This is a genomic window from Sphingopyxis sp. SCN 67-31 (genome assembly GCF_001725095.1).
In genome coordinates this window covers 79,137-93,597 of record NZ_MEFH01000050.1, presented here as the reverse complement: position 1 = coordinate 93,597, position 14,461 = coordinate 79,137, and the positions used below count along the sequence as shown (strand labels likewise).

14 protein-coding genes are annotated in these 14,461 nt (G+C 66.9%); 10 read left to right on the top strand and 4 right to left on the bottom strand.

Annotation, left to right across the window (positions count from 1 at the left end; all coding sequences use genetic code 11):
* Positions 1-5: 5 nt before the first annotated feature.
* Genes ABS88_RS06640 through ABS88_RS06625 form a run of 4 tightly spaced genes read left to right on the top strand, consistent with a single transcriptional unit; the run spans position 6 to position 4,925 of the window.
* On the top strand, positions 6-1,046 hold the full coding sequence (locus ABS88_RS06640) for an N-acetyltransferase DgcN family protein (protein ID WP_076074716.1): 1,041 nt from the start codon (positions 6-8) through the stop codon (positions 1,044-1,046).
* Positions 1,043-2,176 (top strand): YkvI family membrane protein, encoded by a 1,134-nt coding sequence (locus tag ABS88_RS06635; RefSeq protein ID WP_076074717.1) that lies wholly within the window; start codon positions 1,043-1,045, stop codon positions 2,174-2,176. Before ABS88_RS06640 ends, ABS88_RS06635 begins: the two co-directional genes overlap by 4 nt.
* Positions 2,173-3,750 carry a serine hydrolase gene (locus ABS88_RS06630; protein ID WP_076074719.1) on the top strand — a complete coding sequence of 526 codons (1,578 nt, stop codon included), beginning with the start codon at positions 2,173-2,175 and terminating at the stop codon, positions 3,748-3,750. Before ABS88_RS06635 ends, ABS88_RS06630 begins: the two co-directional genes overlap by 4 nt.
* Positions 3,747-4,925: a dipeptidase gene (locus ABS88_RS06625; protein ID WP_076074720.1), complete on the top strand. Its 1,179-nt coding sequence runs from the start codon at positions 3,747-3,749 to the stop codon at positions 4,923-4,925. Before ABS88_RS06630 ends, ABS88_RS06625 begins: the two co-directional genes overlap by 4 nt.
* A 10-nt stretch (positions 4,926-4,935) precedes the next feature.
* On the opposite strand, the gene ABS88_RS06620 is transcribed toward ABS88_RS06625, so the two are convergent.
* Positions 4,936-5,334 carry a hypothetical protein gene (locus tag ABS88_RS06620; RefSeq protein WP_158682110.1) on the bottom strand — a complete coding sequence of 133 codons (399 nt, stop codon included), beginning with the start codon at positions 5,332-5,334 and terminating at the stop codon, positions 4,936-4,938.
* Here ABS88_RS06620 and ABS88_RS06615 point away from each other — a divergent pair.
* The 6 genes from ABS88_RS06615 (at position 5,323) to ABS88_RS06590 (ending at position 10,640) form a co-directional block, all read left to right on the top strand.
* A complete protein-coding gene (locus ABS88_RS06615; protein WP_076074722.1) occupies positions 5,323-5,673 on the top strand; it encodes a DUF2200 domain-containing protein in 351 nt (116 codons plus the stop codon). The genes ABS88_RS06620 and ABS88_RS06615 overlap by 12 nt on opposite strands.
* Positions 5,674-5,825: 152 nt before the next feature.
* Positions 5,826-7,376, top strand: coding sequence for a catalase (locus tag ABS88_RS06610; RefSeq protein ID WP_067106253.1), 1,551 nt, complete (start codon positions 5,826-5,828; stop codon positions 7,374-7,376).
* Between the two features lie 263 nt (positions 7,377-7,639).
* Complete coding sequence (locus ABS88_RS06605; RefSeq protein WP_067106256.1) at positions 7,640-8,293, top strand: PepSY-associated TM helix domain-containing protein; 654 nt, start codon at positions 7,640-7,642, stop codon at positions 8,291-8,293.
* Between the two features lie 13 nt (positions 8,294-8,306).
* Complete coding sequence (locus tag ABS88_RS06600; RefSeq protein ID WP_067106258.1) at positions 8,307-8,831, top strand: DUF2271 domain-containing protein; 525 nt, start codon at positions 8,307-8,309, stop codon at positions 8,829-8,831.
* Between the two features lie 16 nt (positions 8,832-8,847).
* Positions 8,848-9,681 (top strand): DUF4198 domain-containing protein, encoded by an 834-nt coding sequence (locus tag ABS88_RS06595; RefSeq protein ID WP_067106260.1) that lies wholly within the window; start codon positions 8,848-8,850, stop codon positions 9,679-9,681.
* 92 nt (positions 9,682-9,773) lie between these two features.
* The gene (locus ABS88_RS06590; protein WP_076074725.1) at positions 9,774-10,640 is read left to right on the top strand and encodes an FAD:protein FMN transferase; all 867 of its coding nucleotides are present in this window, start codon (positions 9,774-9,776) and stop codon (positions 10,638-10,640) included.
* 4 nt (positions 10,641-10,644) lie between these two features.
* On the opposite strand, the gene ABS88_RS06585 is transcribed toward ABS88_RS06590, so the two are convergent.
* The 3 genes from ABS88_RS06585 to ABS88_RS06575 all read right to left on the bottom strand — a co-directional run bounded on the left by ABS88_RS06585 (position 10,645) and on the right by ABS88_RS06575 (position 14,430).
* Positions 10,645-11,343: an energy transducer TonB gene (locus ABS88_RS06585; protein ID WP_234002604.1), complete on the bottom strand. Its 699-nt coding sequence runs from the start codon at positions 11,341-11,343 to the stop codon at positions 10,645-10,647.
* A gap of 28 nt (positions 11,344-11,371) precedes the next feature.
* On the bottom strand, positions 11,372-12,049 hold the full coding sequence (locus ABS88_RS06580; RefSeq protein ID WP_286749450.1) for a Fe2+-dependent dioxygenase: 678 nt from the start codon (positions 12,047-12,049) through the stop codon (positions 11,372-11,374).
* Between the two features lie 74 nt (positions 12,050-12,123).
* The gene (locus tag ABS88_RS06575) at positions 12,124-14,430 is read right to left on the bottom strand and encodes a catecholate siderophore receptor Fiu (protein ID WP_104959470.1); all 2,307 of its coding nucleotides are present in this window, start codon (positions 14,428-14,430) and stop codon (positions 12,124-12,126) included.
* Positions 14,431-14,461 lie beyond the last annotated feature (31 nt).

Below are 14,461 nucleotides of genomic sequence, written 5' to 3'. Positions count from 1 at the left end.
AAAAGATGAATGCCCCCCTCGGCAGGCTGGCCGACAGCCTGACACTGCCGCAACCCTATCTCCTGTTCCTCGGCGATACGACCGAGGCGGGCTATGCCAAGACCGCCTTCGGCCTCGCCGACTGGGCCGCGGACCGCTGCGTCGGCGAATGGTCGGCGCCCGGCTGCACGGTCAGCACCGGCCTGCCGCGCCTGTCGCCCGCCGATGCCCGCGCGGCCGGGGCCCGGTCGCTGGTGATCGGCGTTGCGAACCAGGGGGGCGTCATCGGCGATACGTGGGTGGCGGTGCTGGTCGAGGCGATGGAGGCCGGGCTCGACATCGTCAGCGGCCTGCACACCAGGCTGACGAGCGTTCCCGCGCTCGTCGAGGCCGCCCGGCGGACCGGGCGGCGGCTGATCGACGTCCGCACCCCGCCGCCGACGATCCCCATCGGCAACGGGCGCAAGCGCAGCGGCAAGCGGCTGCTCACCGTCGGCACCGATTGCGCGCTCGGCAAGAAATATACCGCGCTGGCGCTGCACCGGGCCTTTCGCGAACGCGGCATCGACGCCGACTTTCGCGCCACCGGCCAGACCGGCATCATGATCGCCGGCGGCGGCGTGCCGATGGACGCGGTGGTTTCGGATTTCGAGGCCGGGGCGGCGGAAATGCTCAGCCCCGACGCGCCCGACGACCATTGGGACCTGATCGAGGGGCAGGGATCGATCTTCAACCCCGCCTATGCCGCGGTGTCGCTCGGCCTGCTGCACGGCAGCCAGCCCGACGTGTTCGTCGTCTGCCACGACCCGACCCGCAAGGTGATCCTGGGAATGGAGAATTTCGCCCTGCCGAGCATCGAGGAGGTGATCGACCTGACAGTCCGGCTCGGCAGCCGCACCAATCCCGCGATCCGCTGCGGCGGTGTCAGCCTCAACACCTCGATCTTCGACGCCGACGGCGCCGAAGCGCTGATGGCGGCCGAGCGCAACCGGCTCGGCCTGCCGGTCGCCGACCCGATCCGCGGCGGTCCGGGCTTCGCCGCGCTCGTGGACGCCATTCTCGCATGACGGCGGGCGCGGCGAACCCCAACTGGTTCCAGCGCTTCCTGCTCCCTGGCTTCGCGCTGAAAGCCGTCATCATCGGCGGCGGCTATGCGACGGGGCGCGAGCTTGCCGAATATTTCGTGCCCTCGGGGCCGTGGGGCGGGCTCGCCGCGATGCTGCTCGCGACCGGCATCTGGAGCGTCATCGCCGCGCTGACCTTCGCGCTCGCGCGCCAACTCGGCGCATATGATTATCGCGCCTTCTTCAAGGGGCTTCTCGGCCCCGCCTGGGTCGCGTTCGAGGCGGCCTATATCGTCTTCGTCATCTTGATCCTCGCAGTGTTCGGCGCGGCGGCGGCGGCGATCGGCGCCGCCACCTTCGGCTGGCCCGAATGGGCGGGATCGGCGCTGCTGGCGGTGGCGATCGTCGCGGTCACCGCCTGGGGGACGGGCGCCGTCGAGCAGATGTTCAAATATGTCTCGATCCTTCTCTATACCGTCTACGGCCTGTTCCTGATCCTTGCGCTCGCCAGCTTCGGCGGGCTGATCGGGCAGGGGTTCGCCGCCGCGCCGCCGCCATCGGCAGGCTGGATGGCGGGGGGCATCACCTATGCGAGCTACAATATCGTCGGCGCGGTGGTTATCCTGCCGGTGCTGCGACATCTGACCAGCCAGCGCGACGCGGTCGTCGCGGGGCTGATCGCGGGGCCGCTGTCGATGCTGCCGGCGATCCTCTTCTTCGTCGCGATGATCGCCTTCTATCCCGCGATCGGGGCAGAGACCCTGCCGTCCGATTTCCTGCTGCGCCAGATGAAGGTGCCGGGCTTTCACATCCTGTTCCAGATGATGATCCTCGCGGCGCTGCTCGAAAGTGGCGCGGGCGCGGTGCACGCGATCAACGAGCGTATCTCGGGCGCGGTCGAGAGCCGGGGTCGGCCTGCGCTCGGCGCCGGCGCGCGGGCGCTGATCGGCGCGGTGATCCTGACCGGCTGCATGTTCGTCGCGGGCGAGATCGGCCTCGTCGAGCTCATCGCCAGCGGATACCGCTTCCTCGCCTGGCTGTTTCTCGCCGTCTTTGTCGTGCCGCTCATCACTCTCGGCACCTGGCGCCTGCTGCGTCCGTCGTCTGCTCCTCGAAGGGAGGTCTTGCCATGAAACCCGTTCGCCTGCTTGCCCTGTCGCTGCTGCTGTCGGCGGCCGCGCCCGTCTGGGCCGACCCGCCCGCCGACATTGGCGAAAGCGTCGAGGTGCTGCGGCAGAAGGTCGGCGCGCCCGGCGTCTCGATCGCGATCGTCGAGGACGGCAGGACCACGCTCGCGCGCGGCTGGGGCGTTCGCAAGCTCGGCGAGAGCGCGCCCATCGACGGTCAGACGATCTTCCAGACCGGATCGACCGGCAAGGCGATGACCGCCGCGGCGCTCGCGGTGCTCGTCGACGAAGGTCGGATCGGGTGGGACGACCCGGTGATCGAGCATATGCCGTGGTTCCGGATGTACGACCCGTGGGTAACGCGCGAGATCACGATCCGCGACCTGCTCGTCCACCGCAGCGGACTGGGACTGGGGCAGGGCGACCTGATGTTCGTGCCGCGCACCAGCCTGACCCGCAGGCAGACCGCCGAACGCGTCGCGTTCCTCAAGCCCCGGACGAGCTTCCGTTCGGCCTATGCCTATGACAATATCCTCTATGCGGTCGCGGGGCAGTTGATCGAGGAGGTCACTGGTCAGACCTGGGAGGATTTCACCCGCGAGCGCGTGCTGCGCGCGGGCGGCATGAAGAATGCGACGAGCGACAGCGAAGACCGCTTCCGCATCGCGAACCGGAGCTGGCCGCACGCGCGCCTGTCGGGCGTGCTGCGCGGGATCGGGCCGCAGCAGGCGCTCGACGAGCGCGACGAGCTCGGCCGCAACGGCGCGCCCGCGGGCGGCCTCGCGCTCAGCGCCGAAGATATGGCGGCGTGGCTCAATATCCAGCTCGCGCACGGCGCGCTCCCCGACGGCAAGCGATTGTTCAGCGAGAAGCAGGCGGCCGAGATGTGGGCGCCGGTGACACCGATGCCGATCACCCCGCTGCCCGATACGCTGAAACCCGCGCAGCCGACGCAGCAGGCCTATGCGCTCGGCTGGCAGGTGCAGGACTATCGCGGCCACCGCATCATCCAGCATAGCGGCGGCGTTTTCGGGTCGATCACCCGCGTCGTGATGATCCCCGACAAGAATGTCGGTTTCGCGATCATGATGAACAGCGAGGACAGCGGCATGCTGCTCGGCCTGACCTACGAACTGCTAGACCATTATCTGGACCAGCCCGACTATGGCTGGACCCGGAAATGGGAGGATTGGTATCAGGCGCGGCTCGCGGGTGGGGTCGAATATCTCAAGCAGGCGAAGGCGTCGCCCGCCAAATCGGGCCCGTCGCTGCCGCTCGCGGGCTATGCGGGGCGCTACCGCGATCCCTGGTATGGCGACGTCGTGATCGGGGCGGGCGCGAAGGGGCTGAGCATCGACTTCACCTCGACGCCGCGGATGGCGGGGCGCCTCAAGCATTGGCAGTATGACAGCTTTGTCACCGATTTCGACGATCCGGCGATAGAGCCCGCCTATGTCACCTTCGCGCTCGATGCCGGGGGCAAGGTGACCGGGGTGACGATGAAAGCGGTCAGCCAGATCGCCGATTTCAGTTGGGACTATCACGACCTCGACCTGAAGCCTGTGGAGGACAAGAAGTGAAACGCATCGCCATTCTGCTCGGCGCGACCGCGCTCGCCGCCTGTTCGACCGGCGGCGACAAGCCGAAGGCCGCCGAGGCACCGCTGCACAGCCGGATGCTCGTGCTCGACACCCACCTCGACACGCCGCTCCATTTCGATCGGCAGGGATGGAATTTCGCCGACCGCCACATCCTCGCGACCGACCTGTCGCAACTCGACATCCCGCGGATGAAGGACGGCAATCTCGATGGCGGCTTCTTCGCCATCTACACCGATCAGGGACCGCTGACCGCGGCGGGCTATGCCGCCGCGCTCGCGCACGCTCGCAAGCGTTCGGACAGCATCGACCGGATGATCGCCGCCAACAGCGGCGCCATCGGCGCGGCGCGCACCGCCGACGATGCGCGGCGGCTCGACAGGGAAGGCAAGCTGATCGCCTTCAAGTCGATAGAGAACAGCTATCCGCTGGGCGAGGACCTGTCGCTGCTCAGCGAGTTCTACGACAAGGGCGTGCGTCTCGCGGGGCCGGTGCACGGGCTCAACAACCAGTTCGCCGACAGCGCGACCGACAAGCCGCGCTGGAACGGCCTCAGCCCGCTCGGCGAAAAGTGGGTGGCCGAGATGAACCGGCTCGGTATCGTCATCGACGCGAGCCATTCGTCCGATGCAACCTTCGATCAACTGCTCGCGCTGTCGAAATATCCGATCCTGCTTTCGCATTCGAGCCTGCGTTCGGCGCATAATCACCCGCGCAACCTCGACGAGGGGCGGCTGAAGGCGCTTGCGGCGAAGGGCGGCGCGATGTGCATCTCGACCATCTACATGTCGGAGATGAAGATGTCGCCGCCGCGCGCGAAGCTGTTCGCCGACTATGAGCGGATCGGCGAACTGGCCCCCGAAGCGCAGGCCGAACTGACGCGCCAGTGGCGCGAACTCGACAAGACCGAAACGATGTGGGCGGCGGACTTCGAGGATTATATGAAGATGGTGCTGCGCGCGATCGAGGTCGGCGGCGTCGATCATGTCTGCTTCGGAGCTGACTGGGACGGCGGCGGCGGGCTGAAGGGGATCGAGGATATTTCGGCGCTGCCGAAGGTCACCGAACGGCTGAAGCAGGCAGGCTATTCGGACGCCGATATCGAGAAGATGTGGAGCGGCAACATCCTGCGCGTCCTGGCCACACAGGGGAAGTAGCCGCCGGCGGTTATTTTTCGGGCCGTGGTCGCGGTTGCTTGAACAGCGCCGACGCCAGCGCGATCTTGCCCGTCCAGGTCTTGCCATAAGTCGGCGGGCGCGGCGCGGAGATGCGGTGATCCGGTTTGCCGGCATGCCCGTGACCTATGGCGTCAACATGAGTTTCAAGTTCCGATAGGCGCCCGCATTTGGCGCGGCGGCAGCCGTGCGCCATTCCCGCTTCGTGGCCGGACGCGGACGAAGCCCGCTTCCGGCCATTCGACCGTTCTCCGTCCGGTAAGGCGATGTCGAGATCGACATAGAGCAGGCCGAGTTCACCATAGCGGTCAAACCTCCCTCTCATGCTATGATCGGTCGGCGCAGCCGGCGCGCGGCTCATGGCGACGGAGGAGGACGCATGGCGAAGCATCGCATCTATTCGGTCAGCGTCGCGAGCGTTTATCCCCACTATATCGCCAAGGCGGAGAAAAAGGGGCGCACCAGGGCCGAGGTGGACGAGATCATCCGTTGGCTGACGGGATACAGCCAGAAGGCGCTGGACGATCGACTGGCGAAGCAGACGAGCTTCGAGGATTTCTTCGCCCAGGCGCCTCGAATGAATCCCTTGCGATCGCTGGTTACGGGCGTGATTTGCGGCGTTCGTCTCGAAGAGATTCAGGAGTCGACGATGCGGGAGATCCGTTATCTCGACAAGCTCGTCGACGAACTGGCCCGCGGGAAGGCCATGGCGAAAATCCTGCGCGGATAGTTCGAAGGAACTGCCCGGGTTCATCAGCCTTACCTTGCGTTGCGATCAATCTTGATCGACTTTTTCGATGAGAATGACGATTTTTATGAAGCTGATGAATTGAGCTTGCCGGTCTAACAGGGGGTATCGCCATTTCGAGAGGAGGAACTGCCATGACCAAGACGCATCCCGACGCCGGCCAGTGCCCGGTTTCCCATCTGACGACGGCATTCGGCGCGCCCGTGCCCGACAATCAGGACAGCCTGACCGCCGGCCCGCGCGGCCCGTTGCTCGCCCAGGACGTGTGGCTCAACGAGAAACTCGCCAATTTCGTGCGTGAGGTGATCCCGGAGCGGCGCATGCACGCCAAGGGTTCGGGCGCCTTCGGCACCTTCACCGTGACTCACGACATCAGCCGCTACACCCGCGCGAAAATCTTCAGCGAAGTGGGCAAGAAGACCGAGATGTTCGCGCGCTTCACCACCGTCGCGGGCGAGCGCGGCGCGGCCGACGCCGAGCGCGACATCCGCGGCTTCGCGCTGAAATTCTACACCGAGGAAGGCAATTGGGACATGGTGGGGAACAACACCCCGGTCTTCTTCCTGCGCGACCCGCGCAAATTCCCCGACCTCAACAAGGCGGTGAAGCGCGACCCGCGCACCAACATGCGCAGCGCCACCAACAACTGGGATTTCTGGACGCTGCTGCCCGAGGCGTTCCACCAGGTGACCGTCGTGATGTCCGACCGCGGCATCCCGAAAAGCTATCGCCACATGCACGGTTTCGGCAGCCACACCTACAGCTTCTGGAACGAGGCGGGCGAGCGCTTCTGGGTCAAGTTCCACTTCAGGACCCAGCAGGGCATCGCGAACCTGACCGATGCGGAGGCGGCGGCGCTGGTCGGCGGCGACCGCGAATCGCACCAGCGCGACCTGTACGAGGCGATCGAGCGCGGCGATTTCCCGAAATGGACGATGTATGTCCAGATCATGCCGGAGGCCGATGCCGAGACCTATCGCTTCCACCCCTTCGACCTGACCAAAGTGTGGTACAAGGCGGACTATCCGCTGATCGAGGTCGGTGAGTTCGAACTCAACCGCAATCCGGACAATTTCTTCGCCGATGTCGAACAGAGCGCTTTCGCGCCGTCAAACCTGGTGCCGGGAATCGGCGTGTCGCCCGACCGGATGCTGCAGGCGCGCCTGTTCAACTATGCCGATGCCCAGCGTTACCGGCTCGGGGTCAACTATCACCAGATTCCGGTCAACGCCGCGCGCTGCCCGGTGATGAGCAACCAGCGCGACGGCGCGGGACGGGTCGACGGCAATTACGGCAGCCGCCCGCATTACGAGCCGAACAGCTTCGGCCAGTGGCAGCAGCAGCCCGACTATGGCGAACCGCCGCTGCGCATCAGCGGCGACGCGGCGCACTGGAATTTCCGCGACGACGACGATGATTATTTCACCCAGCCGCGCAAGCTGTTCCAGCAGATGCGCCCGGAGCAACAGCAGGTGCTGTTCGACAATACGGCGCGGGCGATGGGCGATGCGCCGGCCTTCATCAAGCAGCGGCACATCGACAATTGCACCCGCTGCGACCCCGCCTATGGGGCCGGCGTCGCCGCGGCGCTGGGGATGACCGTCCGGCCTGCGGCCGAATTGCCGGCCGAGCCCGAAACGCCGCCGCAGAATTCGCGGCGTCAGGCTGCAACGATCGGGGGCTGACCGAAGCCGTCCTCCGACGCCGGCCGGGCAAGCGATCTCCGGCCATCGGCAAGGCAAGCCGATGGCTGGAGGTCGCTCCGACGCCTACGGCTCCTCACAAAGACGGTGATCCTTCCGGCCGCCAGCAGCGGACAGCTATCGAAGTTGACCGGCCTCATTTCGCGGAATTTGAGAGGATTTGCGACAATCTCTCTGTTGCTATTGAGAATCGTTCTGGATAGGGCGACTGCCATCGCGCTGTGCAACGGAACCTTTCGCCTATCATGTCCCGATCATCGTCACGTCAAGCCGGTCCGAAGCGCGGGCGCAAGGCTTTTTGGCTGAAACAGCTTCACACGTGGCACTGGATGAGCTCGGCGATCTGTCTGATCGGGCTGCTGCTGTTCGCGGTCACCGGCTTCACGCTGAACCATGCCGCCGATATCGAGGCGGCGCCGCAGGTGTCGGCGCGGACGGCGCAATTGCCCCCCCCGCTGCTCGATCAGCTCGCCAGGGCGGCCCCCGCCGGCGAGGCGGATGAAAAGGCGCCGCTGCCCCCGTCCGTCGCCGCGTGGGTCGAGGCGCATTTCCCCGTCAAGGTGTCGGCCGATGCCGAATGGTCGGACGGCGAAGTCTATCTGCCCGCGCCGCGTCCGGGCGGCGACGCCTGGGTCGCGATCGACCGCGCCACCGGTGCTGTCAGCGCGGAGATTACCGACCGCGGCTGGATCTCCTACCTCAACGACCTGCACAAGGGGCGCAATTCGGGCGGCGCGTGGAGCCTGTTCATCGACATCTTCGCCTTCGCCTGCCTGGTCTTCGCGATCACCGGGCTGTTCCTGCTTCAGCTTCACGCGGCCAAGCGCAGATCGACCTGGCCGATCGTCGCGGCCGGGCTTGCGATCCCCGCCGCAATCGCCATCGTCTCTATTCACTAGGAGGGCAACAGCCATGACTTCACCCATGCGGACGATCCTGATCGGCGGAACGCTGTCAGCCGTACTCGCGGCCCCGGCGCTGGCCGCCGCGCCGGGCACGATGGACGTGACCGTCACCATCCCGCGGCTCAAGGTCGCCGAATATCATCGGCCCTATGTCGCCATCTGGGTGGAGAAGGAGGGGGCCCCGGCCAAGACGGTCGCGGTCTGGTACGATTACGACATGAAGAATGGCGAGGGCACGAAATGGCTCCGCGACGTTCGCCAGTGGTGGCGCGTGTCGGGCCGCTCGATGACCTTTCCCGCGAACGGCGTCACTGGCGCGACGCGTGCACCCGGGACGCACAAGGTCAGCTTTTCGCGCGCGCAGCTCGGCGCGACGGTGCCGGGGCAATATACGCTGGTCATAGAGGCGGCGCGCGAGGTCGGGGGGCGCGAGCTGCTGCGCATCCCCTTCACCTGGCCGGCGAAGGCGGGCGCGGGCGGCCGCGCCGCGGGCACCAGCGAGCTGGGCGCCGTCTCCATCTCATTCCGTTGATACGAAAGGGCGAACGATGAAGAAGCGAATCCTGGGACTGGCGGCGACGATCGCCTTGTCGGCGCTGGCCGTGACGCCGGCAAGCGCGCATCGGCAGTGGATGATGCCGTCGGCGACCGTGCTGTCGGGCGATGACGTCTGGGTCACGGTCGATGCGGCGGTGTCGAACGACCTCTTCTATTTCGAGCACCAGCCGCTGCGGCTCGACGGGATCAAGGCCTGGGCGCCCGACGGCAGCGAGGCGCAGATCGAGCATGGTTCGACCGGCCGCTATCGCAGCACGTTCGACGTCCATCTGACGCAGAAGGGGACGTGGAAGATCGGAACCGCGTCGGACGCGCTGATGGGCAGCTATGACCTGAACGGCAAGACCGAGCGCCTGCCGCGCGGCACCACCACCGCCAACCTTGCCGAGCGGCTGCCCGCCGGCGCGACCAATGTGCGGACGGCGGAATCGAACAACCGCAACGAGATTTTCGTCACCGTCGGCGAACCGACGACGACGGTGTTCCAGACGACCGGCAAGGGGATCGAACTGGTCCCGGTGACGCATCCGAACGACCTTTATGCGGGCGAGGCGGCGACCTTCCAGTTCCTGCTCGACGGCAAGCCCGCGGCGGGCCTGACGGTGACCGTGATCCCCGGCGGCATCCGCTATCGCGACCAGCTCGGCCAGATCGACCTGACGACCGGTGCCGACGGCCGCGTCACGGTGACGTGGCCCGAGGCGGGCCTCTATTGGGTCAACGTCACCACGCCGCGTGCCGAGCAGGGCGAAGAGGGCGCGGCGCCGGCCCAGCCGCAGCGCCGGGCGAGCTATGTCACGACGCTCGAGGTGATGGCGCCCTGAACGACCGCGTCCTCATCCCGCGGGCGCTGACCCCCGCCGCCTTTGCGAAGCGCGATGCGCCGGCGGGGATCGAGCGCTTTTCGGGAACCAGCATGGGGACCGACTGGAGCCTGCAGGCCGTCGCGCCGCCGCGCGATGCGGCGGCCGTCGTCCAGCGCGCGCTCGATCTCGTCGTCGCGCAGATGAGCCAGTGGGAGCCGGACTCCGACCTGTCGCGCTTCAACCGCGCCCCGGCCGGGGCGTGGCAGGCGGTCCCTTCCGAACTGCTACAGGTCGTCGAGGCGGCGCTCGCCATCGCCGACGCCAGCGGCGGCGCTTTCGATCCGGGACTGGGGCGCCTGACCGAGGCGTGGGGTTTCGGCAGCGCGGGGCCGGTGGCGGCGCGCCCGGACCCCTCGATCGCCGCGCCGCGCGGCGGCATCGCCTTCGACCGGCAGGCCGGGAAGCTGCGCCGCGAGGAGGGCGCATCGCTCGATTTGTCAGGCATCGCCAAGGGCTATGGCGTCGACCTCGCGGCCGAGCGGCTGCGCGACGCCGGCGTACGCCATTTCCTGATCGAGGTGGGGGGCGAACTGCGGGGCGAGGGGATCAGGCCCAACGGTCATCCATGGTGGGTCGATGTCGAGCCGCCGCCCGGTTGGAACGGGCTGCCCTGGCGCATTGCGCTGCACGACCTGTCGGTGGCGACGTCGGGTGATTATCGGCGTGGTCTGGAGATAGAGGGCCGCCGCTACTCGCACAGCTTCGATCCGCGCACCGGTCTGCCGATCCGCAACGGCATAACGTCGGCGACGGTGATCCATCGCAGTTGCATGATGGCCGATGGCTGGGCGACCGCGCTGACCGTCGCCGGGCCGGCGGCGGCGCTCGACATGGCCGACGCCCACGGGCTCGCTGCCTGCCTGATCGCGGACGAGCGCGAATATGTGTCGCGCGCGTGGCGCGCGATGCTCGATTGATACCCTATCCGCGCAGGATGAAGGGGATTTCGACGACGCCCTTGACGCGCACGGCTTCGCCGTTGCGGATGGTCGGCGCCCAGCGCCATTTCCGCACCGCGCGCAGCGCGGCTTCGTCCAGGCGCTGAAAGCCGCTGGTTCGCGCAACGCTGATCGCCGCGACGGATCCGTCGACGCCCAGCGTCACCGACAGAAGCACCGTTCCCTGCTCGCGGTGGCGGCGACTTTCGGTCGGATAGCGCGGCGGAGGCCCCGACAGCATGCGCGTCGCAAGGTCGTCGGCCTGGATCGTCGACGGCGGTGCCGGCGGAGCGGGCGGCGCCGGGGGAGCGGCCGGAACGGAAACCGCGATCGGCGCGGCCGGTTCGGGGTCGGGAACCGCAATCTGCAACGGCCGGGGATTGGGCAGCACGACCAGCGGCTGCGGCATGGTGGCGCGCGGCTGCGGCGGCGGCGGCGTCTCGGCGGGTGCGGGCGGTGGCGGCGGCGGCGCCATCGACAGGTTGACCACCGCCAGCCTGGTCGCCTTCGTGTGCGCGTGGCGAATCCCGCTGTGGACGAGCGCGGCGATCAGCACCGCGGTCAGCAACAGCGCCAGTCCGGCGGCGATCGGGTTGGGGCGCGATGCCTCGCCATAGCGATGCACGGCGCCGCCGGGCCCTCCGGCCGCCTCGACCGGGCGGACGGACCGGGGCAGGGGCACGGCGGCGAAGCGCTCTCGGGCCTCGCGTTCAGGTTTCCGACCAGCGTCGCAGCAGGTTGTGGTAGACGCAGGTGAGTTGAAGGACAGCATCATTATCGGCCCCATCGGGGGTGAGTTTCTGGATCGCCGTATCCAGTTCGAGAAGCATTCGCCGCAGGCTTTCGTCCCGCACCAGGCTTTGAATCCAGAAAAAGGATGCGATGCGCGCGCCGCGTGTCACCGGTTCGACGCGGTGCAGGCTGCTCGAAGGATAGAGAATGGCGTCCCCCGCTGGCAGCGCGACGCGATGCTCGCCATAAGTATCGCTGATGACCAGCGCGCCGCCCTCATAGTCGGTCGGATCGTTGAGGAAGAGGGTGCAGGACAGGTCCGACCGCAGATGTTCGCCCTCTCCCAGACGCATCACCGCACCGTCGACGTGGAAACCATATTCGCCGCCGCCCGCATAGCGGTTGAAGCGCGGCGGCAGGATCTTGCGCGGCAGCGCGGCGGCGAAGAACAGCGGCGATCGCTGCAGCGCGGCGAGCACCGTGGCTCCCAGTTCGGCCTTCAGCGGCAGGTTATCGGGCAATTGCTCGTTGCGCTTGACGCGGGCACCCTGCGCTCCGACCGTCTCGCGCCCGTCGGTCCACTCGGCGTCGTCGAGCCGGGCGCGGACCGCCGCCACCTCCTCGGCCGACAGGATGTTCGGAATATGCAGCAACATGCCGATCCAGATCCTTTCAAACGGCGAAGGCGGGGGCGCGCCACGTCCCCCGCCCAGGCCCGTTCCGCGCCGACCTAGAAACGGAAGTCGGCGCTGAACAGGAAGGTTTGCGGCTGCCCCGGCGTGTAGCGATAGCCGCTCTTGTTGATCGCCGCGACATAATGTTTGTCGAACAGGTTATAGGCATTCACCCGCAGCGTGACATTGTCGTTGACCGCATAGCCCAGCAGCGCGTCGACGACCGTGTAGCCCTGGGTGCGGGGCGGCGTGCCGGCCGCGCCGTCGGTTCCGCGCCGCATTCCGCTGGTGTAGCGGACGCCGCCGGCAATCTCGAGCCCGAAGGGCGCGCGATAGCTGGTCCATGACGAGAAGCTGTCGTCGGGGGCGTAGGTCAGGCCGGTGCTGCCGTCGACGGCGACCGCGCCGCCGTTCGTGACCTTGGTCTTCTGATGCCCGTATCCGGCGGAGATCGACCAGTCGTCGGTGATGTTGCCCACGACCGACAGTTCGAAGCCCCGCACGCGCTTCGATCCGCTCTGGATGTCGGACGGGTCGGCGGCGTTGACCTCGTTCAGCACCTTGGTCTGGAACACCGCCGCGTTGAAGGCGAGTGCGCCGTCCAGTGCGTCCAGCTTGACGCCGGCCTCGATCGTCTTGGCCTTTTGGGGAGCGAAGTCCGGGTTGTTGGCGCTGTTGCCAGTGGCCAGGGTGAAGTTGTCGCCGCCCGGGGGCTGCTGCGACAGCGCATAGTTCACATAGAGGCTGACGGGCTCGCTGGGCTTCAGCACCGCTCCCAGCTTCCAGTTGAACAGCGTGTCCTTGGCCGTCAGGTCGGCGGTGGTCACGATCGAGCCTACGGGCGCGGTACCGCAGGGCACGGCGCCGCGGCCGGTTCCGTTGTTGCAGACGGCCGTGCTGACATAGGTCGTCTTGTAATGATCGAGGCGAATGCCGCCGGTCACCAGCAAGAGCCCGTCGAAGAATTTCGCGGTGTCGAAGGCATAGAAGGCCAGCGTATTCGTCTTGCCCCGCGAAGCGGTGCCGTTGCGCGAATGGGTGTAGTTGCTCGTGTCGTTCCAGTCGGGATCGTAGAGATTGGCGACCGGCAGGGTGCCCGAGGAACTGTGGCCGTAGGTGATCTGCTTTTCGCTGGTGATCTCGGCACCGACGCTCAGATTATGCTCGATCGCCCCGGTCGCGAAATCGGCCCGCAGGTTGAGCTGGTCGGTCAGGATGCGGTTTCGCGCATCGCGGATCGTGGGGTTGCCGCGCGTCATCGTATAGGCGGACAGGTCGTTGGGATTCGCAGGATCGCCGACGATGTTGGCGTTCGTCGACATGAATGCGGTCAGCAGATAATCCTGCCTGGTCTCGCCCCAGCGCGCGACGTTGGACAGCCGCACATTGTCGGAGAAATCATGTTCGACGATGAATGTCGCCATCTGCGCCCTGACGTCGTCATGATCCTTGCGCGTGCCGTAGAAATTCCTTGAATCGACGGGATGGCCGGCCAGCGCTTCCTGTCCGGACTGGGGCTGCCATCCGGGGAGGGCGATCGTCGGGACATAGCCGTCGGGAATATTGTCCTGATCGACATAGAGCAGATTGAGCCAGGCGCGGGTCGCGGTTTCGAGACCGAAGCCGAGCGAGGCGGCGAGACCGAGCCGCTGGTTCTCGACATGATCGCGGCCGGGAACATCGCTGTCCTGCCACAGGACATTCAGCCGCAACGCGCTGTTGCTCTGGTCGCCCAGCGTCTGGTTGACGTCGGCCGTCACGCGCTTCTGCCCGTCGACGCCGACCGAAAGCGTGCCCGACAGCGCGCTTTCGAGCGACGCCCGCTTCGACACCATGTTGATCGCGCCCGTCGGTGCGGTGCGGCCATTGTCGGTGCCCGCCGGTCCTTTCTGAACCTCGACCGCTTCGGTGTTGAAGATGTCGCGCGAGATCGAGCCCAGATCGCGGATGCCGTCGACGAAGATGCTGTTCGACGTGTCGAAGCCGCGCATGCGGATCGCGTCGCCGCTCGTCGTATTGCCGTTCTCGCCGGCATAGAAGGTACCGACGCCGGGGCTGTTGCGCAGCACCTCGGTCAGCGTCGTCGCCCCCTGTTCGTTGAACAGCTGCTTGTCGATCACCTGGATCGTCTGGGGCGTGTCGCGCAGCGGCTGCGTGAATTTCGGCGAGGACGGACGGTCGACCTTATAGCCTTCGTCGTCGATCGCGGTGTCGGTCACGGTGACCCCACCGAGCCGCGGCGCCTTCGCTTCCGATCCGTTGTCCTGGGCGGCCGCGGGCGAAACGGCGAGGCCGAAGCAACCCAGAGCCAGATAGGCCGGCGCCGCTGCCGCCAGTGATTCACGCAAACGCAAGAATGACATTCATGCCCCCTTTTTGATCCATGATGGAAAT

Coding starts and splice junctions, on each gene's coding strand:
- ABS88_RS06575 (WP_104959470.1), bottom strand. CDS start 14,430: ATGTCATTCTTGCGTTTGCGTGAATCACTGGCGGCAGCGGCGCCGGCC.
- ABS88_RS06615 (WP_076074722.1), top strand. CDS start 5,323: ATGGCGAAGCATCGCATCTATTCGGTCAGCGTCGCGAGCGTTTATCCC.
- ABS88_RS06635 (WP_076074717.1), top strand. CDS start 1,043: ATGACGGCGGGCGCGGCGAACCCCAACTGGTTCCAGCGCTTCCTGCTC.
- ABS88_RS06640 (WP_076074716.1), top strand. CDS start 6: ATGAATGCCCCCCTCGGCAGGCTGGCCGACAGCCTGACACTGCCGCAA.
- ABS88_RS06610 (WP_067106253.1), top strand. CDS start 5,826: ATGACCAAGACGCATCCCGACGCCGGCCAGTGCCCGGTTTCCCATCTG.
- ABS88_RS06630 (WP_076074719.1), top strand. CDS start 2,173: ATGAAACCCGTTCGCCTGCTTGCCCTGTCGCTGCTGCTGTCGGCGGCC.
- ABS88_RS06605 (WP_067106256.1), top strand. CDS start 7,640: ATGTCCCGATCATCGTCACGTCAAGCCGGTCCGAAGCGCGGGCGCAAG.
- ABS88_RS06600 (WP_067106258.1), top strand. CDS start 8,307: ATGACTTCACCCATGCGGACGATCCTGATCGGCGGAACGCTGTCAGCC.
- ABS88_RS06620 (WP_158682110.1), bottom strand. CDS start 5,334: ATGCTTCGCCATGCGTCCTCCTCCGTCGCCATGAGCCGCGCGCCGGCT.
- ABS88_RS06580 (WP_286749450.1), bottom strand. CDS start 12,049: ATGTTGCTGCATATTCCGAACATCCTGTCGGCCGAGGAGGTGGCGGCG.
- ABS88_RS06595 (WP_067106260.1), top strand. CDS start 8,848: ATGAAGAAGCGAATCCTGGGACTGGCGGCGACGATCGCCTTGTCGGCG.
- ABS88_RS06590 (WP_076074725.1), top strand. CDS start 9,774: ATGGGGACCGACTGGAGCCTGCAGGCCGTCGCGCCGCCGCGCGATGCG.